The sequence below is a fragment of the Curtobacterium sp. UCD-KPL2560 genome (assembly GCF_001705035.1).
Classification (GTDB): Bacteria; Actinomycetota; Actinomycetes; order Actinomycetales; family Microbacteriaceae; genus Curtobacterium.
Map to the genome: position 1 here is coordinate 13,689 of NZ_MCIG01000030.1, position 19,932 is coordinate 33,620.

The following is a 19,932-nucleotide window of genomic DNA, read 5'->3' on the forward strand; positions in this document are numbered from 1 at the left end:
TTGACAATCGTTATCAGGAAGCCGTAGCGTCGACGTCATGACCAGTCGCCTCCTCGCCCTGCCGCTCATCGCCGGCGCCGCCGCCCTCGCGCTGACGGGATGCGCGACGTCCTCAGCGTCCGGGAACGCGAGCGACGACGAGACCGTCCGCGTCGTGGCGTCGACCAACGTGTACGGCTCGATCGTGCAGTCCGTCGGTGGGAAGGACGTCGAGGTGACGAGCATCCTCAGCGACCCGTCCCAGGACCCGCACTCGTTCGAGTCGAGCGCGAAGACCCAGCTCGCGGTGTCGAAGGCCGACCTGCTCGTCGAGAACGGCGGCGGCTACGACGACTTCATGACGACGCTCGCGAAGGCCTCGGGCACGAAGGCTGCGACCATCGACGTCGCCGAGCTGTCCGGCCTCGACCACGGCGGCGAGTTCAACGAGCACGTCTTCTACGACTACCCGACCATGGTGAAGCTCGTGGCCGAGGTGCAGCAGCGCCTGACGAAGCTCGACTCCGCGCAGGCCGACACCTTCGAGACGAACGCGAAGGCGCTCACGGCGAAGCTCGACGACCTCGAGTCGCAGACCGCCGCCGCGAAGGCGAAGGTGGACGGCGAGAAGGTGGCGTACACCGAGCCCGTGCCCGGCTACCTGTTCGACGCCATGGGCCTCGACAACGTGACGCCCGAGAAGTTCTCCGAGGCGATCGAGGAGGGCGACGACGTGCCGCCGGCCGCGCTCAACGAGACCCTGCAGCTGTTCCGCGACAAGACCGTGCGGATGCTCGCGTACAACGAGCAGACCTCCAGCCCGGAGACCGAGCAGGTGAAGCAGGCCGCCGACCAGGCCGGCATCCCGGTGGTCGGTGTCACGGAGACGCTCCCGAAGGGGGAGGATTACGTCTCGTGGCAGCAGGCGAACATCGACGCGATCCAGGCGGCGCTCACGAAGTGACCACCGTCCAGGCTCCCTCGCGGACCGCTGCGGCCGACGGCCGCGGCGGTCCCGCCGTGCTCGCGCTCCGCGACGCCGCGCTGTCGTACGGATCGCGCGCGCTCTGGTCGCACCTCGACCTCGACGTCGCGCCGGGGGAGTTCGTCGCCGTGCTCGGGCCGAACGGCGCCGGCAAGACCTCGCTCCTGCGCACCGTGCTCGGCCAGCAGCGGCTGACCAGCGGCACGATGTCGTTCCTCGGCCAGCCCGTCCGTCGCGGGCACCGGCGCATCGGCTACATCCCGCAGCAGCGGCTGATGGAGTCCGGCACGCCGCTCCGGGCGCGGGACATGATCGCGCAGGGCGTCACCGGTTCACGGTGGGGCGTGCTCCCCGCCTCCCGGGCGGAGCGCGCCCGGATCGACCGGATCCTCGACGAGGTCGGCGCGACGGCGTTCGCGGACGCCCCCGTCGCCGAGCTGTCCGGCGGCGAGCAGCAGCGCACCCGCGTGGGACAGGCCATCGCCGCCGACCCCGCACTGCTCCTGTGCGACGAGCCCCTCATCTCGCTCGACCTGCGGCACCAGCGCGGCGTCACCGAGCTCATCGACCGGCAGCGGCGGCAGCAGGGCGCCTCGGTGCTCTTCGTCACGCACGACGTGAACCCGATCCTCGACGTCGTCGACCGGGTGCTCTACATCGCGGGCGGCCGGTTCCGCATCGGCACCCCCGACGAGGTCCTGCGCGCCGAGGTCCTCAGCGACCTCTACGGCACCCCCGTCGACGTCGTCCGCACGATGGGCCGCATCGTCATCGTCGGCGGCAACGAGGCCCACGACCAGGTCGGCGGCCACCACTGCGACCCCGACCCGCACGCACCGACACCGGACGAAGGGCGGATCTGATGGACGTGCTGTCGACCGTCTTCTCGTTCCAGGACTACGGCGAGCTCCTCGTGCTCGTGCAGAACTCGATCTGGGCCGGCGCCGTGCTCGGCATCGTCGGCGGGCTCATCGGGCCGTTCGTCGTCGCGCGGAACATGCCGTTCGCGGTGCACGGCATCTCCGAGCTGTCGTTCGCCGGGGCCAGCGCCGCGCTGCTGTTCGGCGCGAACGTCGTCACCGGCTCGCTGGTCGGCTCGGTCGTGGCGGCGCTGCTCATCGGACTGCTCGGTTCCCGCGCCCGCGACCGGAACTCGATCATCGCCGTGCTCATGCCGTTCGGCCTGGGCCTCGGGATCCTGTGCCTCGCGCTCTACCGGGGACGCGCGGCGAACAAGTTCGGGCTGCTCACCGGGCAGATCGTCTCGGTGGACAACCCGCAGCTGACCTCGCTCGTCGTGGTCTCGGCGATCGTCGTCGTGACGCTGCTGGTGATCTGGCGCCCGCTGATGTTCTCGTCGGTGGACCCGGACGTCGCCGCGGCGGCCAGGGTGCCGGTGCGCACGCTCGCGCTCGTGTTCATGCTCGTCCTCGGGCTCGCGACCGCGGTGTCGGTGCAGATCGTCGGCGCGCTCCTCGTGCTCTCGCTGCTCGTGACGCCGGCCGCCGCCGCACTCCGGCTGACGTCACACCCGGTCGTCGTGCCGGTGCTGTCGACGGTCTTCGCCGTGGTGTCGGTCGTCGGTGGCATCCTGCTCGCGATCGGTGGCGGGCTGCCGATCAGCCCGTACGTGACGACGATCTCGTTCCTCATCTGGGTGGTCTGCCGGATCGTCGGGACGCGACGGGACCGGCGTGGACGCGACCGCGTGGCGGGCCGCGAGCAGGACGGCGGGGGCGAGCCGCGCCTCCAGGCCGGCGACAGGGAAGGGGTGGCAGCGTGAACGCCGTGCAGAAGCCGAAGCGGAACACCTGGCAGCGTGAGGCGGTGCGCACCGCGCTCTCGAGCACCGAGGGGTTCGTCAGCGCGCAGGCGCTCCACCAGCACCTGCGGGACGACGGGTCGACGATCGGACTGGCGACCGTGTACCGGGCGCTGTCGGACCTGGCGACCGAGGGCGACGCCGACTCCCTGCAGCAGGACGGCGAGTCGCTGTACCGCGCGTGCACGACCGACGCGCACCACCACCACCTGATCTGCCGGAACTGCGGCCGGACGGTCGAGATCGAGGCCGACCCCGTCGAGCGGTGGGCGCAGGACGTCGCCGCGGCGAACGGGTTCACGAACGCCAGCCACGTCGTCGACATCTTCGGCGAGTGCGCGGTGTGCACGGCGGCACGGACCGCCGAGTAACCTCCCCGCCATGCACGTCATCCTGGTGCCCGGGTTCTGGCTCGACGCGAGCGCGTGGGACGAGGTGGTCCCGGTGCTCCGTGCGGCCGGGCACTCCGTCCAGGCGGTCACCCGCGTCGGGGACACGCTCGACGAGCAGGTCGCCGGGATCGTCGCGGTGCTCGACGACGTCGCCACGCCGGACGAGCCGGTCGTGCTCGCCGGGCACTCCGGCGCCGGCCCGATGGTGCTCATGGCCGCCGACCAGCGGCCCGCGCTCGTGGCGCGCCTGCTGTACGTCGACACCTTCCCGGGACCGGACGGGGCGAGCATCAACGACGAACTGCCCGTGGTGGACGGGGTCGTCCCGCTGCCGTCCTGGGACGTGTGGGAGCCGGCGACCGTGCGCGGGATGACGCCGGAGCTCCGGCAGGCGTTCGAACGTCGGGCGGTCCCGGAGCCGCCCGCGGTCACGACCGACCCGTTCCACTACGCCGACCCCGCACGGCACCGGATCCCCGCGACCGTGGTGTCGTGCGAGGTGCCGGCCGCCGACCTCGCCGCGATGGTGGCCGAGCACCACGCCTGGACGACCGAGCTCGTCGCGGTCGAGGACCTGACGATCCTCGGGCTCGAGACCGGGCACTGGCCGATGTTCACCGCGCCGGAGCAGCTCGGTGCGCTCGTGGTGCAGGCGTTGGCGCCGGAGCCGACCGCGGCGCCGTAGGGCCCGGCGCAGCGGCGCGGAGCGGGCCGGGGCGCGGACCGCGTCCGCCGCGAGCGAGCGGGCGGGTGGCGCGGCGCGGGCGCTCGGCGGCGCTGGCCTCGTCCGCGCGAGCGGGCAGGACATGCCGCGGCCGTTCGCCGTGCGGGCAGAAGCCGTCGTCGCGAGCCGTCGAGCGAGCCGGAACCGGCCCACTCGGCGAGCCGTCGAGCGGGCCGGAACCGGCGCACTCGGCGGGCTGTCGAGCGAGCCGGAACCGGTGCACTCGGCGGGCCGGGGCCTGCGCGGCGGACGCGCACCGCGCCTCCAGGCCGGACCGACGTACGGCCCGGGCTTGCGACACGCGCGGCCGTCCCGTAACGTTGTCCCCTGGTCCGCCGCGTCCGCGTGGCAGACCCAGTTGTTCCAAGCCCTCCGACCGTCGCGTACGCCGCGGTCGCGCGGCGCTCTCGGCCCTTCGACAGGGTCCGCGGGCCTGGGCGGTGCGCACAACCCCCTCGCTGGCAGCCCGGTCACGGACCGGTCGACAGCGCGTGCGTACCAGGCAAGTGACCTTGGGAGCGGCCGTCCGGTCGCTCGGTACTCAGGAGGAAACCATGGCAGCAGTGTGCCAGGTGACCGGAGCCACCCCCGGCTTCGGACACAACATCTCGCACTCGCACCGCCGGACGAAGCGCCGCTTCGACCCGAACGTGCAGAAGAAGACGTACTACGTGCCCTCGCTTCGTCGTAACGTCACGCTCACGCTCAGCGCAAAGGGCATCAAGGTCATCGACGCACGCGGCATCGAGTCCGTCGTCAAGGACCTCCTCGCCCGTGGGGAGAAGATCTGATGGCCAAGAAGGGTCAGGACGTTCGTCCGATCATCAAGCTCCGCTCGACGGCGGGGACCGGGTTCACCTACGTGACCAAGAAGAACCGTCGCAACAACCCGGACCGTCTCGTGCTCAAGAAGTACGACCCGGTGATCCGCAAGCACGTCGACTTCCGTGAGGAGCGCTAAGCATGGCGAAGAAGAGCAAGATCGCGAAGAACAACCAGCGCGCCGAGGTCATCGCGCGCTACGCCGAGCGTCGTCTCGAGCTGAAGAAGGCCCTCGTGGACCCGAACGGCTCCGACGAGTCCCGTGAGGCAGCCCGCGTCGGCCTGCAGAAGCTGCCCCGCGACGCGTCGCCGGTCCGCTACCGCAACCGTGACGCCATCGACGGTCGCCCCCGTGGCCACCTCGGTGAGTACGGCATCAGCCGTGTCCGCTTCCGCGACATGGCCCACCGTGGCGAGCTCCCCGGCATCACGAAGAGCTCCTGGTAAGCAGCACTCCGCGCGACGCCCCGTCACCCCTCCCGGGTGGCGGGGCGCCCGTCGTTCCCGGGCCCGGACGGTCCCGTCGTGGTCGCTGAGGGCGCCGGAGGGCCGTCACGGCCGTCACATCGGTCACTCAGGCCCCTCCAGACCCGCGACAACCCCGGAAATCCGGGCGAGTCGGTCCTCCACGGGCAGTCCGGCTGGTAGGTTCACTGACGGTTCCGCCGGACGTCCGCGCCCGCCGGAGCCCCACGTCCAGGGCACCCGCCCGGGACGGGCGGGCGTCCCGGACGTCCCACCGACACTGCAAGAAGTCCGAGGAGGACACCCATGGCTGACAAGTCACTGAACCGCACCGAGCTCGTCGCTGCCGTCGCGCAGGAGTCCGGCCAGAGCCAGGCCACCGTCAACGGCGTCGTCGACGCGCTGTTCAGCGTCGTCTCGTCGTCGGTCGCCGACGGCACCAAGGTGACGATCCCGGGCTGGATCGCCTTCGAGAAGACCCACCGCGCCGCGCGCACCGGCCGCAACCCGCAGACGGGTGACGCCATCGAGATCGCCGCGAGCGACTCGGTCAAGGTCAGCGCCGGCTCGAAGCTCAAGGCCGCCGTCAAGTAAGACCGCTGCACCACCGGAAGGGACGGCCTCGGCCGTCCCTTCCGTCGTTCCCGGGTGCGGCCCAGCGGGTCCGTCGGCGCATCCTCGGGTCGCGCGCGCGTGCGCGGGCGTGCGCACCCGCGCCCGGCACGGGGTCGCCCCCGCACCGGACGGGAGGCGCGGGTCGCCGTCCACAGGTCCGGCCCGCGGTTGGGTGGTCGCTCCGGGCAGCGCCTAGGCTTGCCGGGTGGATCGGATCGCACGCATCGCCGGCCCCGCCGTGCTGTTGCTCGTCGGGTTCGTGTCGCTCCTCGTCGCCCTCGTGGCCGGCGGGGGAGCGGACCGCGCGCTGATCGCGGACCCCGGCGCCCTCGTACGCTTCGGACTCCCCGTCGCGCGCCTCGTCGTGGACCTGTCCGCCGCCGCGACCATCGGGGGCCTGGCACTCACGACGGTCGGGCTCTCCCGCACGCATCCGGAGTGGGACCGCGCCATCGACGTGACCGCCGGAGCGGCCGGCGTCTGGACGGTCGCCGCCGCGGTCACCACCTTCTTCACGTTCCTCAGCGTCGCCGGCTCCCGGGTGAGCCTCGACGACCAGTTCGGCCAGTCGATGGGGGTGTTCCTCACCGGGACCGACCTCGGGACCGCCTGGCTCGTGACGGTCCTCGTCGCCGCCGCGGTCACCGTCCTGTGCTTCGCCGTGCGCGGCCGCGGCATGGTCTCGCTCACGGCGGGCGTGGCGCTGATCGGCCTCGTCCCGCTCGCACAGCAGGGGCACGCGGCGGGCACGGCGAGCCACGACGCCGCGGTCACCGCACTCGGGCTGCACCTCGTCGGGGCCGCGCTCTGGGTCGGCGGTCTCGTGCTGCTCGTGCTGCTGCGCGGCGTCCTGTCCGGTGACCGCCTGCCGCTGGTCGTGGCCCGGTACTCGAGCATCGCGCTCGGGTGCTTCGTCCTGGTCGCGGTCTCCGGCGTCGCCTCGGCGCAGATCCGCGTCGGGGCCTTCTCGAACCTCGCGACGCCCTACGGCGCACTGGTGCTGGTGAAGACCGCTGCGCTCGTGGTGGTCGGCGTGCTCGGCGCCGTCCAGCGTCGACGCGCGATCCGGGCACTCGACCGCGCGCCCGGTCGTCGCGGTCCGTTCTGGACGCTCGTGCTCGTCGAGCTCGCGGTGATGGGCGTCGCGAGCGGTTTCGCGGTGGCGCTCGGACGGACGGCGACCCCGATCGACCAGGTCGCCCCGAGCAAGACCACGAACCCGTCGCCCGCCGAGCTCCTGACCGACGACCCGCTCCCCGCGGCACCCGGCGCGTGGGGCTGGCTGACCGCCTGGAACGTCGACCTGTTCTGGCTCATGGCGGCCCTGCTGATCGCGGCGGCGTACACGGCCGGAGTCGTCCGGCTGCGTCGCCGCGGGGAGTCCTGGCCCGTCCGCCGCTCGGTGGCCGCCGGGATCGCCCTCGTCACCCTGGTCGTCGCGACCTCGGGCCCCCTGCACACCTACGACCGCTTCCTCGTCTCGGCGAACGTCGGCGCGCACGTCCTGCTCGGCATCGTCGTCCCGGCGCTGCTCTGGGCGGCCGCACCGGTCGTGCTGGTCCGACGCGCGGTGCACCCCCGCACGGACGGCAGCACGGGCGTGCGGGAGTGGACGGGGATCCTCGTCGACAACGCGACCGTGCGCTACCTGGTGCAGCCCTTCCCGGCATTCGTCCTGCTCGCCGGGGTCTGGTGGGCCCTGTACGGCACGCAGGTGCTCCGCTGGTCGGTCAGCGACCCGTCCGGGCGCACCCTGGTGGACGTCGCGCTGCTGCTCGTCGGGCTGCTCGCGCTGCCGACCCTCCTGACGCCGGTCGCCGCGGGAGCGCGCACGGCATCGGTCCCCGCGGTCCTGGTCCGGGTGGTCGGCGCGGCGGTCGTCGCGGCGGGCACGGTGTCGCTCGGCATCGCGATGCAGGGCGCCCTCGGCCTGCTGCAGGCGTCGTGGTTCGGCGCGATGGGACGGACCTGGGGGCCGGAGCCGCTCGTCGACCAGGCGCGCGGCGGCGTCGTCTTCGTCGTGGCCGGGGTCTTGCTGCTCGTCGCGGTGGTCGTCGTCGACGTCCTCCGGCTGCGCCACGACCGGTCGGGCACGGTCGACGACGACGGCGCGCACCACCGCGCCGTCGTGCAGCACGAGGGAGACCCCCGGTGAGCGTCGAACTGAGCGACGAACAGCGCGCGGTCTTCGAGTACGTCGAGACCACCCGCGACCACGTGTTCATCACCGGCCGGGCGGGCACCGGCAAGTCCACCCTGCTCAACCACCTGTCATGGAACACCGAGAAGCAGGTCGTCATCTGCGCGCCGACGGGGGTCGCGGCCCTCAACGTCGGCGGACAGACCATCCACTCGCTCTTCCGGCTGCCGATCGGCCTGATCGCCGACGCCGAGCTCCGCCAGGGGCCCGAGACGCGCAAGCTCCTCAACACCATCGACACGCTCGTCATCGACGAGGTCTCGATGGTGAACGCCGACCTGCTGGACGCGATGGACCGTTCGCTGCGCAAGGCCCGCGGTCGGCAGTTCGAGGCCTTCGGCGGCGTGCAGGTCGTGATGTTCGGCGACCCGTACCAGCTGCCGCCGGTGCCGGGGGACGGTGACGAGCGGGCCTACTTCACCGACCACTACCGGTCGATGTGGTTCTTCGACGCGAAGGTCTGGCTCGAGGCGGAGCTCAACATCATCGAGCTCGCGACCGTGCACCGCCAGCGCGACGACGCCTTCGCCGCCATGCTGACCGCCGTCCGGCACGGGCGGGTCACCGCGGAGATCGCCGGGCAGCTCAACACCGCCGGCGCCCGACCGGCACCCGACGACGCCATCACCCTCGCCACGCGCAACGACACCGTCGCGCGGATCAACAAGGCCGCGCTCGACCGGCTCCCGGGCAAGCTCCGGACGGCGAAGGCCGACGTGAACGGTGACTTCGGCGGCCGGAACTACCCGGCCGACGCCGCGCTCGAGCTCAAGCCCGGCGCGCACGTGATGTTCCTGCGCAACGACCCCGACCAGCGGTGGGTGAACGGCACCCTCGGCGTCGTCACGACCATCCGCGACACGGTCTGGGTCGACGTCGACGGGGAGTCCTTCGAGGTGCAGCCGTCGGTGTGGGAGAAGTTCAAGTACTCGTACGACCCCGACAAGAAGGAGCTCAAGAAGGACACCGTCGGGGAGTTCCAGCAGTTCCCACTCCGCCTGGCCTGGGCGGTGACGATCCACAAGTCGCAGGGATCGACGTACGACCGTGCCGTGGTCGACCTCGGCAACCGGGTGTTCAGCGCGGGGCAGACCTACGTGGCGCTGTCCCGGTTGACCTCGCTCGAGGGGCTCTTCCTGACGCGGCCGCTCCGCCCGCAGGACATCATCGTGGACCTCGACGTGCGGCGCTTCATGTCCGAGGCGCCCCGGATCGTGGCCACGCAGCTCGAGGCCGCGAAGCCCGACACCGACGTCTGACCGCCGAGCGGTCCCACCGGTCCCGACGCGACGACGCCCCGCCCACCGGAGTGGACGGGGCGTCGTGGCGTTCGGGCGGTGCGTCAGGCCTCGACGGTCCGGGCGGCGCCGCGGATCGCGCGGATGTTCTCCTTGTCGGCACCGAGCGCGGTGAGCAGGAGCACGGCGCCGACGATCGCGTGGAACAGGTTGTCCGCGAAGGTCAGGGCGAAGACGTTGGCGGAGGTCTCACCGAGCACGAACCCGTACACGGCCATCACGACGAGCACGATGCCGACGAGCAGGTTGCCGTTGCGGGCACCGATCGTGGTGCCGAGACCCGTGATGAGCAGGACGACGGCGAGCATCACCCAGAGGAGGCTCATCGCCGGGTTCACGCCGAAGGCGTTCCAGAGCATCCCGCCGTGGCGGCTGAAGAAGCCCGGGTCGCCGTCGGCTGCCAGGAAGAAGCCGAGGAAGCCCCAGAGCGCGAGCAGGCCGCCCGCGGTCAGGGCGAGGCCGCGGTTCGGCGACGCGACGATGCTCGGTTCCTTGATGGCCACTTCGGTCTCCTCGTCGTACAGGGTGGTCGCGCCGGACCAGCCGGCGGAGGGAGCCGGTGCGTCCGATCGCGGTGCGCGTGCGGTGCGGCCGTCGTGCTCCGAGGGAACTGCTCCCTGGCTCACAGGCGCGGACCGGCGGACCAACGGTATCGTGTCCGACCCCGACCGTCCGAATCGCACCCGAGGAACCAGGCGCACGATGAGGCCGACGACCGCCAACCCGACGAGGACCAGACCGGTGACCCGCACGCCCGAACGCAACGCGCCCGAGTCGCGTGGACCGAGTGTCTCGCGACGGCTGCGGTGGGGGCTGTTGGCGGGTCTCGGGTTCGTCATCGTGCCTCTCGTCTACGCGGCCGCGGTGCTGACGTCGACGGGGCAGCGGGTCGAGGACGCCGCACTGGGCGGTGTCCGGGAGTCCGACCTCTTCGGGTCGGACACTGCGCTCAACGTCATCTCGGTGCCGGTCATCCTGTTGCTGGTGGTCGTGATCGCCGCCGTCGCGTTCGCACGACGACGGCTCGCGGTGGGGCTGGGAGCCGGTGTCGTGGTGCTCGCATCGGCGGCGACGTCGACGCTCGTGAAGCGTATCGCCGAGCGCCCTGAGATCGCCCAGTCGACGACGCCGAACTCCTTCCCGTCGGGGCACGCGACGATCGCCCTGGCCGCGCTGTTCGCCGTCCTGCTCGTCACCCCGCGGCGCTTCCGGGCCGTCGTCACGCTCGTCGGTGCGGCCTACGCGGTGTTCGTCGCGAACCAGACCGTCGTCTACGGGTGGCACCGGGTGAGCGACATCGTGGGGGCGTGCGGCATCGCCCTGTTCTGGCTCGGCGTGGTCCGGCTCGTCGGGCCGCGGGTCGACCGCGGTGAGCGGGGCGACCGCGACGGCGACCGCGGACCGCGGCGCATCGTCACCGTCGTGCTGCTCGGCGCGACCGGGGTGACGTTCCTGGTCGGTGTCGTGGCGCTCGTCGTCGGGCTGACCGGCGGCTCCGACGGCCACGACGCGATCCTGGTCGCGGGCCGGATGGCCTCGAGCGCGAGCGTCCTCGCCGTCGTGGCGGTGGTCTGGCTCGCCGACGGCCAGCACCACGTGACGCGCTCGGACGTGAGCGCACCGCCCGCGCGGGCCTGACGCGCCCGAGCGCACCGCTCGCACGGGCCTGACGCGCTCGAGCCCACCGCTCGCACGGGCCTGACGCAGTCGAGCCCACCGCCCGAACGGGCCCGACGTGCGCCCGAGCCCACCGCCCGCCCGCTCGGACCCCGCACCAGGCTGGCGGGAATGCCCCGCCCTGCGCTACGTTGTACCCACCAAGTCGATGCAAACGTATCGACCGGCGCCCCTCGCGAGGACGAGCCCGGCGCACCCAGCAAGCCAGGAGGCGAGCACCATGCAGTTCGGGATCTTCACCGTCAGCGACGTCACGACGGACCCCACGACCGGCCGGACGCCGGATGACACCCAGCGCGTCCGCGACATCCTGACGATCGCCGAGCACGCCGACCAGGCCGGCCTCGACGTCTTCGCCACGGGTGAGCACCACAACCCGCCGTTCGTGGCCTCGAGCCCGACGACGATGCTCGGGTACCTCGCCGGCCGGACGAAGCACATCACCCTGTCGACGAGCACGACGCTCATCACCACGAACGACCCGGTGCGCATCGCCGAGGAGTACGCGATGCTCCAGGTCATCTCGGACGGCCGCATGGACCTCATGATGGGCCGCGGCAACACCGGCCCGGTCTACCCGTGGTTCGGTCAGGACATCCGCCAGGGCGTCAACCTGGCGATCGAGAACTACGCGCTGGTCCGCCAGCTCTGGGAGAACGACGTCGTCGACTGGCAGGGGAAGTTCCGCACCCCGCTGCAGGGCTTCACGTCGACCCCGCGTCCGCTCGACGGCGTCCCGCCCTTCGTCTGGCACGGCTCGATCCGCACGCCCGAGATCGCCGAGCAGGCCGCCTACTACGGAGACGGCTTCCTGCACAACAACATCTTCTGGCCCATCCAGCACACCGAACAGATGGTGGGGCTGTACCGGCAGCGCTTCGAGCACTACGGGCACGGCACCGCCGACCAGGCGATCGTCGGGCTCGGCGGGCAGTTCTTCGCGCGGAAGAACTCGCAGGACGCGTGGGACGAGTTCCGCCCGTACTTCGACAACGCCCCGGTCTACGGCCACGGCCCCTCGATGGAGGACTTCACCGCCCAGACCCCGCTCACCGTCGGCTCGCCGCAGCAGGTCATCGACCGGTACGCCGCGATGAAGGACCACGTCGGCCACTACCAGCGCCAGCTGTTCCTGGTCGACCACGCGGGGCTGCCGCTCAAGACGGTGCTCGAGCAGATCGACATCCTGGCCGAGGACATCGTCCCGGAGCTCCGCCGGATCAACGAGGAGGGCCGCCCGGCCCACGTGCCGTCCGACCCGCCGAGCCACGCCCAGCGCGTCGCCGCGGCCCGCGAAGCGGGCACGGCCGGCAGCGACCACGTCGCCGCCGTCGACGAGTTCACGGGCGCGTCCGTCTGACCGCTCGCGTGACCGCGTGACCGCGTAACGGACGGGAGGCACGGTGCCAGCAGGCACCGTGCCTCCCGTCCGTCACGGGTCGCGCCCACTCGCGGAAGCGACCGATCAGCGCGGAAGCGACAGATCGTCAAGTCGGCGCGGAAACGACAGGTCGGCGCGGAAGCGACAGATCAGCGCGGATCGTCGGCGTGGATCCGTCGCGCTCGCGAGGATCCCCGCTGCGCGGGGCGGGCCGGCACGAGCTTCAGACCGACCACGCAGCCGACGATCCCGGCGATGAAGAGCAGTCGCAGGACCGTGACGGGTTCGGCGCCCGTCGCCATGCCCCAGAGCACGGTGAGGGCCGCGCCGGTGCCGGTCCAGACGGCGTAGGCGGTGCTGATCGGGATGTGCTTCACGACGGAGCCGAACGCCACCAGGCTGACGACGATCGTGACCGCGAACACCGCCGTCGGACCAGGCTCCGTGAAGCCGTCGCTCCGACCGAGCGCGGTCGCCCACACGGTCTCGAGGGCGGCGCTGACGAACAACACGAGCCACGCCACGTCAGCTCACCACCTTGAGGCCGACGACGCACGCGACGAGGCCGAGCACGAGCGCGACGCGTGCGAACGACGCGGCCTCCCGTCGGCGGAGGATCGCCACGACGACCGTGAGCGACGCCCCGATCCCGACCCATACGGCGTACGCGGTGCCGACCGGGATGGCCTTCATCGCGAACGCCAGTCCGACCATGCTCAGTGCCATGCCCGCGACGAAGACGACCGTCGGGACAACCTTCTTGAAGCCGTTCGACGCGCCCAGAGCGGTGGCCCACACCGCCTCGAGCACGCCGGACAGCACCAGGACGACCCATGCCATCGTGCACTCCCTTCGTTCCGACCGGTTCGTTCCCGCCGGTGAGTCGCACGAGTGTGCGACTCCTGCTCGGCGACGGTAGCACGACTCGTACGACCGTGCGAGTATGGTCCGGTGACCACCCGCGAGGACCTCGAGCAACGCCGACTCGACGTGTCGGACGCCGCCTGCCGTGTGCTCGCGCGGGACGGCCTCGGGGCCCTCAGCGTCCGGGGCGTCGCCGCCGAGGCCGGCCTGCCGCCGAGCACCGTCCGCTACGTGTTCCCGACCCAGGCGGCGATGCGCGAGCACGCGATCACCCTGGTGTTCGACCGCACCCGGGAGCGTGTCGACGCGATCCCGGCCGGGCTGCCCGACGACGAGACCGCGCGGCGGATCCTCGTCGAGCTGCTGCCGCTCGACGTCGAGCGCGTGGTCGAGCTCGACGTCTACCTGGCGCTCGGGAACGCCGCGCTGACCGACGCCGAGCTCCGGCCGGCCCTCGACCGCGTGGTCGCCGAGATGCGCGGGTGGTGCGACCGCATCGTCGCGCTGGTCGGTGTGCCCGACGAGCAGCGCCTCGACGAGGCCTGCCGACTGCACGCCCTGGTCGACGGTCTCGCGGTGCACGTCACGCGGCTCGCCCCGGGGGAGTCGGGCGAGTGGGCGATCGAGCTGCTCGACCGGCACCTGGCGGGGCTGCCGACGGGCTGACGCCGGGGTCGGTCGCCGCGAGCACCGCACCCGCCGACGCCGGCCGCGCGGCCGGTGCCCGTGGTCTGCCGCGGCCGGTGCCCGTCCGCCGCGGCGGGTGCCCGTCGTCCGCGCGGCTCACGGGACCGTGCCCCCGCGCTCGCCTATCCTGTCCGGGTGACGAGCGCCCCCACTCGCCCCACCCCGACCCGCACGCTCACCGGCCCCGGCCTGGTGCTGCTCGCCGTCGTGGTGCTGCTCGGCGTGCGCGCGTTCTCGCCGAGCGTCGGGAGCACCGGACTGCCGGACGTCGTGCAGGACTTCCTGACCCTGGCGATCAGCGTCGTCGTCGAGTCGCTCCCGTTCGTGGTGCTCGGCATCGTGCTGTCGATCGTCGTCGAGGTGTGGGTGCCGGTCGGCGTCCTCGAACGGCTGCTGCCCGAGCGACCGATGCCACGGCGTGCGGTGATCTCGCTCATCGGCATGCTCTTCCCGGTCTGCGAGTGCGGGAACGTCCCGCTCGCCCGCGGACTGATGCTGCGCGGCTTCACCCCGGCCGAGGCGGTCACGTTCCTGGTCGCCGCGCCGATCCTCAACCCGCTCGTCATCATCAGCACGGCGCAGGCCTTCGGGTGGTCCGGCTGGATCCTGGTCGTGCGCATCGTCGGCGGCTTCGTCCTCGCGAACCTGGTCGGCTGGATCGTCGCCGCGCACCGCCGCCCCGCGGACCTGCTGCTGCCCGCGTTCGAGGCCCGGTGCCGTGCCGCCGTCGGGGCTCCGCGCTCCCGGAACCGCTGGCGCGAGAGCGCGGCCCAGTTCGGTGGCGAGACCGCGACGATGATGCCCGCGCTGTTCGTCGGCGCCGGGCTCGCCGCGGCGATCCAGGTCGCGGTGCCCCGGTCCACGCTCGTGTCGATCGGCGCGAACCCGGTGCTGTCCGTCGCCGCGATGATGCTGCTCGCGATGACCGTGTCGCTGTGCTCGAACGTCGACGCCTTCTTCGCGCTGTCCTTCGCCTCGACGTTCCTGCCGGGGTCGATCACGGCCTTCCTGCTCATCGGGCCGATCATCGACGTCAAGATGATCGCCCTGCTCCGGACGACGTTCCGCGCACGCTTCCTGGTGCTGCTCGCCGTCGTCTGCGTCCTGTTCACGGCTGCCGTCGGGTTGGTGATGAATGTCCTCGTCTGACAAGGCCCCGGCGTACCTGGGGCTCGGGTCCGTGCTCGCGGTCTCGGTGTGCACGCTCTGGCTCGCGGCGGTCGGGCACCTCGACCTGTACATCAACCCCCGCTACGACCTGTTCACCGTCGTGCTCGCGATCGTGGCCGTCCCCGCGTCGGCCGCCGGGCTGGTCGTCGTGGCGCGGGGGCACGGGCACAGCCACGGCGACGACGAGGACGGGCACGGCCGCACCCACGAGCCCGACCACGAGCACGGCGACGGCGGTCATCCCCACGAGTCCGACCACGAGCACGGCGACAGCGCGCAGGCCCGCGGCCACCGCGCGCCGGCGCGCAGCCGAGCGAGCGCCCGCCGTGCGACCCGCACCGTGCTCGGCGCCGCCGCGGCCCTCGTCACGGTCGGCATCACGGTCGCGATGCTCGTCCTGCCCCCGACGACCCTGTCCGCACGCACGGCACAGCAGCGCAGCGTCGACAGCCCGACCCTGTCGAACGCCTCCGGGATGCAGGACGTCGCCCTGCTCGGCAGCGCCGGCGTGGACACCTCGCAGTACGGCGTGAAGGACTGGGCCGCGCTCGTCCGCCAGACCACGGACACCTCGGCGCTCGTCGGCAAATCCGTCGAGCTCACCGGCTTCGTGGTCCCCGGCCGCGGTGACGCCTTCACCCTGACCCGCTTCGTGATCAGCTGCTGCGCCGTCGACGCCCAGCCGGTCGGACTCGGGGTCGTCACCGGCGACGGGTCCGGCGCGGGCGGGTCCGGCAGTGACGTGCCGGACTCCGGTCAGTGGGTGCGCGTGACCGGCAAGCTCGCCGCGAACCCCGACCCCTCGGCCGACGCCCGGATCGTCGTCCGCGCCGCGAAGGTGCAGGACATCGAGCAGCCCGCGGACCCGTATGAGTACTGACGTCGCCGCGGGGCCGCTCCGCCGTCGGCCCCGCGACCGGTTCCGCCGGCGGCTCGTCGCCTCGCTCACGGTCTTCGTGCTCGTCGGCGCGGTCGCGGCGGTCGTCGGCTCGCAGCAGGGACCGCGGCTGCGTGACGTGTCGTACGATCCGTCCGGCCTGGTGTCCCGTCCGGCGCAGCGGGTCATCCTCACCGCGAACCAGGCACTGCAGCGGGTCGCGGCGGACGCGGTCACGGTGACGCCGTCGGCCCCGCACACCGTGACCTCGAGCGGCAACACCATCGCCGTCGAGTTCGCCGGACCGTTGGCGTACGACCGTTCGTACGAGATCGCGGTCGACGGGGTCCGGGCACCGGGCCAGCCCGCGACCTCGGAGCTCCGGACCACGATCCGCACGGGCAGCACCGACGTCCTCGCCCTCGTCCCCGCGACGGGCGGCGGGAAGGACCGGATCGTCCGCCGGTCGCTCGACGCCGGCGGCGCCACGACCGTGTACCAGGCGACCGGGATCACCGAGTACGCGCGCCTCGGCCGCTCCCTCGTCGTGGTCAGCGGCACGGACGGCAGCTCGGCGGTCGACATCGTGCCGCTCGCGGGCGGGGTGCAGGACGACTCGGTCCCCGTGGAGCACCTGACGCTGCCGAGCCGCGACGGCCGGGTGACCGCGCTGCACGTGGCCGACGACGGCGCCTCGTTCGGGTTCGAGTACGCCGACACCACGACCGGGCAGTCCCGCGACGTCGGGCTGTACGTCGTGGACATGACGGGCACGCACCTGCCGCTCCCGGTCGGCGAGGACGGGAAGGCCCGCGCGGGTGCGACCCCGATCACGGTCGCCCAGTGGGCGTACGTGCCGCGCACCGAGAGCGCCCTCGTCCGGACCGGCTCCGACGACCTCGTGCTGATCGACGTGAGCGGCCGCGTGGAGCCGGTGCGCCTGGGGAGCGCGACGTACCTGCACGGCTTCGTCGGCTCCGGCACCTCGGCGGTGGTCGAGACCGGGACCGGCATCGTCCGCCTCGACCTGACCGACGGGAGGCGGACGCCCCTCGTCGCCCCGGCGGCGAGCACCGACGCGGCGTACCTCGGCCGGATCGCCCAGCTCGACGACCGGACCTACGTGCGGGTGGTGGGCGACGTGCGGGCGGACGGGACCCTCGCGCAACGGATCGTGCGCGTGGAGGGGAGCCGCGCCTCCCGGCTGCCCGTGGTGGTGCCGTCGGACGCGAGCGTGACGGCGGTCTGTCCGTCGCCGAACGGTCAGTTCCTGGCGGTCACGACGCGCTCCGCGTCCGGCGACCTGGTCAGCATCGTCGACGCGACGTCCGGGGCGCTCGAGGCGAGCATCGACGCCGGGTCGGTCGACTGGTGCGGCGCGCTCCCGTCGGGCGACGAGATCGGCTGACCGCGCCGGGCGACGCAACGCGGGCCGAGCAGCGCCGACGCAACGCGGGCCGAGCAGCGCCGACGCAACGCGGGCCGGGCAGCGGCGACTCGACGCGGCCCGGCGGGCCCGCTCGCTACCGCCGCAGCGTCTGCTTCGGGTACTCCCCGAACCGCCGCAGGTACTCGCCCGAGAACCGTCCCATGTGCGTGAACCCCCACCGTGCGGCGACGTCGGCGACGGACACCTGTCCGGGCTCGGCGCGCAGCAGGTCGTCGTACGCGCGTCGGAGCCGGACCTCGCGCAGGTACTGCATCGGCGTCCGGTCGAGCACGCGCTGGAACGACTCCTGCAGCCCGCGCACGCTCAGGTCGGCCGCACGGGCGATGTCCGAGACAATGAGCGGCTCGTGGGCACGCGCGTGGATGAGCTCGACGGCCGCCCGCACCCGGTGGTGCCGGTGCTCGCCCCAGCCGACCGGTGCCGGTTCGCCGTGGAAGCGGTAGAGGTCGAGCAGGGACCGCACGACCTCGCGCTGCGACTCGTGCCAGGCGAGGGAGTCCTGGCCCTCCTCGCGGAGTGCGCGCACCGAGCCGGACACCGCGGCGCGCCACCGGTCGATCGCGGCGGGCTCCGGCGGGGTCAACCGGTCGAAGGCGAGCGTGCCGTCGACGAGGTACCGCTCGGCGGCCACGTCGAGCACGAGGGCGCGGTCCAGGTGCACGAGCCGCTGGTCCCAGTCCCGGTAGTCCATGTCGAACCGCTGCTCGACCGGGAACAGGGTCGGCACGCCGGGCTGCATGCGGACGGCGTTCCGGCCGACGTCGACGGTCGCGGTGCCGGAGTCGATCCACTGGACGACGACCTGGCCCTCGACGGCGACGTCGCCGCGCAGGGTGCCGTGCATCTGCGAGCGTCGGATGCTCATGCGCTCGTCGCCGATCGCGACGTAGCGGTACCAGAAGTCGTCGTCGACGTGTGCGGAGTGCCACGTCTTGCCGGCGTACATCCCGGCGAGGTCGGCGATGGCGGCGTCGGTGTCCGTGCCGGACACCGAGACGAGGGAGCGCGGCCCCTCGTTCGTCGTGCCGTTCGGTCCTGATTCCATGCATCCAGCCTCCCGCTCCTGGCCGCAGAGCGCACGGCCTCGCGTACGACGGCCTGGCCACCCGCGTTCCACGGACAGCGGCGGGACCGACGGACGGGGCCGCCGGCCCGCGTCCGCGGACAGCGGCGGGACCGACGGACGGAGCTGGTGGCCCGCGTTGTGCGGACAACGGTCGGACCGACGGACGGGAGGCGCGGTGCGGGCCCGCACCGCGCCTCCCGTCCGTCTCCCGGTCACGTCGCGGACGTGACCGGACCGCCGGGCGCGACCCGGCGGCGGGCCGGTCAGGCCAGGGTGGCCGCGTCGATGACGAAGCGGTACCGGACGTCCGAGGACAGCACGCGCTCGTACGCCTCGTTGATCTTGTCGGCGCTGATGAGCTCGGTCTCGGGCAGGATGCCGTGCTCGGCGCAGAAGTCGAGCATCTCCTGGGTCTCCGCGATGCCGCCGATCGCCGAGCCGGCCCAGCTGAGCCGGCGCGGGATGAGCGCGAAGGCCGGGACCTCGAGCGGCTCGGACGGTGCGCCGACGTTGACCAGCGTGCCGTCGACCTGGAGCAGGCCGAGGTAGGCCTGCATGTCGAGCTTGGCCGAGACGGTGTTGATGATGAGCTCGAACGAGCCGGCGAGCTGCTCGAACGTGGCGGGGTCCTTCGTGGCGAAGTGGGCCTTCGCGCCGTAGCGGAGCGAGTCCTCCTGCTTCGAGGTCGTCTGCGACAGCACGGTGACCTCGGCGCCGAGCGCGACCGCGATCTTCACGGCCATGTGGCCGAGGCCGCCCATGCCGACGACGGCGACCTTCGAGCCGGGGCCGACCTTCCAGTGGTGCAGCGGCGAGTAGGTCGTGATGCCGGCGCAGAGCAGCGGCGCGACCTTCTCGATGTCGAGCGACTCCGGGACGCGGAGGACGAAGTCCTCCTTGACGACGACGGCCTGCGAGTAGCCGCCCTGCGTGATCGTGCCGTCGGCGCGGTCGACGCTCGCGTAGGTGCCGGTGTTGCCCTCGAGGCAGTACTGCTCCTGGCCGGCGCGGCACTGCTCGCACTCGCCGCACGAGTCGACCATGCAGCCGACGCCGACGCGGTCGCCGACCTGGTGCTTCGTGACCTCGCTGCCGACGGCGACCACGTGGCCGACGATCTCGTGGCCGACGACCTGCGGGTACTGGATGGGGCCCCACTCGCCACGGACGGTGTGGATGTCCGAGTGGCAGATGCCGGCGTAGGCGATGTCGATCTCGACGTCGTGCGGGCCGAGGTCACGGCGGGTGATGGTGGTCTTGACGAGCGGCTCGGTGGCCGACGGTGCCGCGTACGCGTTGACGGTGCGCATTGGTCTCCTCGTGGTGGTGCTTCGCGGGCCGGGTGCGGCCCGCGGTCCAGTGTGGACGCGCGCCCTCGGGACAGGGAGGTTGCGATGGGGTCCCCCTGTCGTGCGGGGGCGGGCGTGTCACGGGTGGTGCGGCCCGGTCGCTCCGGGG

At 72.6% G+C, this 19,932-nt stretch carries 22 protein-coding genes; 17 read left to right on the forward strand and 5 right to left on the reverse strand.

What is annotated here, in order from left to right; genetic code table 11:
* Positions 1–37: 37 nt before the first annotated feature.
* The 11 genes from BEP24_RS08860 (at position 38) to BEP24_RS08910 (ending at position 9,263) form a co-directional block, all read left to right on the forward strand.
* Complete coding sequence (locus BEP24_RS08860) at positions 38–943, forward strand: zinc ABC transporter substrate-binding protein (RefSeq protein WP_065962487.1); 906 nt, start codon at positions 38–40, stop codon at positions 941–943.
* Positions 940–1,827, forward strand: coding sequence for an ABC transporter ATP-binding protein (locus BEP24_RS08865; protein ID WP_171898775.1), 888 nt, complete (start codon positions 940–942; stop codon positions 1,825–1,827). Before BEP24_RS08860 ends, BEP24_RS08865 begins: the two co-directional genes overlap by 4 nt.
* Complete coding sequence (locus BEP24_RS08870; protein ID WP_065962488.1) at positions 1,827–2,747, forward strand: metal ABC transporter permease; 921 nt, start codon at positions 1,827–1,829, stop codon at positions 2,745–2,747. Before BEP24_RS08865 ends, BEP24_RS08870 begins: the two co-directional genes overlap by 1 nt.
* Positions 2,744–3,157 (forward strand): transcriptional repressor, encoded by a 414-nt coding sequence (locus tag BEP24_RS08875; RefSeq protein WP_083230239.1) that lies wholly within the window; start codon positions 2,744–2,746, stop codon positions 3,155–3,157. Before BEP24_RS08870 ends, BEP24_RS08875 begins: the two co-directional genes overlap by 4 nt.
* A 10-nt stretch (positions 3,158–3,167) precedes the next feature.
* Positions 3,168–3,863 carry an alpha/beta hydrolase gene (locus BEP24_RS08880; protein ID WP_065962489.1) on the forward strand — a complete coding sequence of 232 codons (696 nt, stop codon included), beginning with the start codon at positions 3,168–3,170 and terminating at the stop codon, positions 3,861–3,863.
* A 593-nt stretch (positions 3,864–4,456) separates the two neighbouring features.
* Complete coding sequence (gene rpmB, locus BEP24_RS08885; protein ID WP_022903747.1) at positions 4,457–4,693, forward strand: 50S ribosomal protein L28; 237 nt, start codon at positions 4,457–4,459, stop codon at positions 4,691–4,693.
* Positions 4,693–4,863, forward strand: a complete 171-nt coding sequence (rpmG, locus tag BEP24_RS08890; RefSeq protein ID WP_022908193.1) for a 50S ribosomal protein L33 — start codon at positions 4,693–4,695, stop codon at positions 4,861–4,863. Before rpmB ends, rpmG begins: the two co-directional genes overlap by 1 nt.
* Before the next feature lie 2 nt (positions 4,864–4,865).
* On the forward strand, positions 4,866–5,171 hold the full coding sequence (gene rpsN, locus BEP24_RS08895) for a 30S ribosomal protein S14 (protein ID WP_065962491.1): 306 nt from the start codon (positions 4,866–4,868) through the stop codon (positions 5,169–5,171).
* Between the two features lie 324 nt (positions 5,172–5,495).
* Positions 5,496–5,783 (forward strand): HU family DNA-binding protein, encoded by a 288-nt coding sequence (locus BEP24_RS08900; RefSeq protein ID WP_058727660.1) that lies wholly within the window; start codon positions 5,496–5,498, stop codon positions 5,781–5,783.
* Between the two features lie 226 nt (positions 5,784–6,009).
* Positions 6,010–7,959 carry a cytochrome c oxidase assembly protein gene (locus BEP24_RS08905; protein ID WP_065962492.1) on the forward strand — a complete coding sequence of 650 codons (1,950 nt, stop codon included), beginning with the start codon at positions 6,010–6,012 and terminating at the stop codon, positions 7,957–7,959.
* Positions 7,956–9,263 (forward strand): AAA family ATPase, encoded by a 1,308-nt coding sequence (locus BEP24_RS08910; protein ID WP_065962494.1) that lies wholly within the window; start codon positions 7,956–7,958, stop codon positions 9,261–9,263. Before BEP24_RS08905 ends, BEP24_RS08910 begins: the two co-directional genes overlap by 4 nt.
* Positions 9,264–9,346: 83 nt before the next feature.
* On the opposite strand, the gene BEP24_RS17560 is transcribed toward BEP24_RS08910, so the two are convergent.
* Positions 9,347–9,805, reverse strand: coding sequence for a DUF4383 domain-containing protein (locus BEP24_RS17560; protein ID WP_171898776.1), 459 nt, complete (start codon positions 9,803–9,805; stop codon positions 9,347–9,349).
* A 238-nt stretch (positions 9,806–10,043) separates the two neighbouring features.
* Between BEP24_RS17560 and BEP24_RS08920 the strand changes: the two genes are divergently transcribed.
* Together BEP24_RS08920 and BEP24_RS08925 are read left to right on the forward strand one after the other, a co-directional pair.
* On the forward strand, positions 10,044–10,940 hold the full coding sequence (locus BEP24_RS08920; protein ID WP_171898777.1) for a phosphatase PAP2 family protein: 897 nt from the start codon (positions 10,044–10,046) through the stop codon (positions 10,938–10,940).
* Between the two features lie 259 nt (positions 10,941–11,199).
* A complete protein-coding gene (locus BEP24_RS08925) occupies positions 11,200–12,339 on the forward strand; it encodes an LLM class flavin-dependent oxidoreductase (RefSeq protein WP_065962499.1) in 1,140 nt (379 codons plus the stop codon).
* Positions 12,340–12,509: 170 nt separating this feature from the next.
* Here BEP24_RS08925 and BEP24_RS08930 read toward each other — a convergent pair whose 3' ends face one another.
* Together BEP24_RS08930 and BEP24_RS08935 are read right to left on the reverse strand one after the other, a co-directional pair.
* The gene (locus tag BEP24_RS08930; protein WP_065962501.1) at positions 12,510–12,884 is read right to left on the reverse strand and encodes a multidrug efflux SMR transporter; all 375 of its coding nucleotides are present in this window, start codon (positions 12,882–12,884) and stop codon (positions 12,510–12,512) included.
* Position 12,885: 1 nt separating this feature from the next.
* Complete coding sequence (locus BEP24_RS08935) at positions 12,886–13,200, reverse strand: multidrug efflux SMR transporter (RefSeq protein WP_065962503.1); 315 nt, start codon at positions 13,198–13,200, stop codon at positions 12,886–12,888.
* A gap of 111 nt (positions 13,201–13,311) precedes the next feature.
* Between BEP24_RS08935 and BEP24_RS08940 the strand changes: the two genes are divergently transcribed.
* The 4 genes from BEP24_RS08940 (at position 13,312) to BEP24_RS08955 (ending at position 17,366) form a co-directional block, all read left to right on the forward strand.
* On the forward strand, positions 13,312–13,890 hold the full coding sequence (locus BEP24_RS08940) for a TetR/AcrR family transcriptional regulator (protein ID WP_065962504.1): 579 nt from the start codon (positions 13,312–13,314) through the stop codon (positions 13,888–13,890).
* 156 nt (positions 13,891–14,046) lie between these two features.
* Positions 14,047–15,060, forward strand: coding sequence for a permease (locus BEP24_RS08945; RefSeq protein WP_065962507.1), 1,014 nt, complete (start codon positions 14,047–14,049; stop codon positions 15,058–15,060).
* Positions 15,047–15,961, forward strand: coding sequence for a TIGR03943 family protein (locus tag BEP24_RS08950; RefSeq protein ID WP_065962509.1), 915 nt, complete (start codon positions 15,047–15,049; stop codon positions 15,959–15,961). Before BEP24_RS08945 ends, BEP24_RS08950 begins: the two co-directional genes overlap by 14 nt.
* Positions 15,951–17,366, forward strand: a complete 1,416-nt coding sequence (locus BEP24_RS08955; RefSeq protein WP_065962511.1) for a hypothetical protein — start codon at positions 15,951–15,953, stop codon at positions 17,364–17,366. Before BEP24_RS08950 ends, BEP24_RS08955 begins: the two co-directional genes overlap by 11 nt.
* A 115-nt stretch (positions 17,367–17,481) precedes the next feature.
* On the opposite strand, the gene BEP24_RS08960 is transcribed toward BEP24_RS08955, so the two are convergent.
* Positions 17,482–18,453, reverse strand: a complete 972-nt coding sequence (locus tag BEP24_RS08960) for an AraC family transcriptional regulator (RefSeq protein ID WP_065962514.1) — start codon at positions 18,451–18,453, stop codon at positions 17,482–17,484.
* A 284-nt stretch (positions 18,454–18,737) separates the two neighbouring features.
* Positions 18,738–19,784 (reverse strand): NAD(P)-dependent alcohol dehydrogenase, encoded by a 1,047-nt coding sequence (locus tag BEP24_RS08965; protein ID WP_065962516.1) that lies wholly within the window; start codon positions 19,782–19,784, stop codon positions 18,738–18,740.
* Positions 19,785–19,932 lie beyond the last annotated feature (148 nt).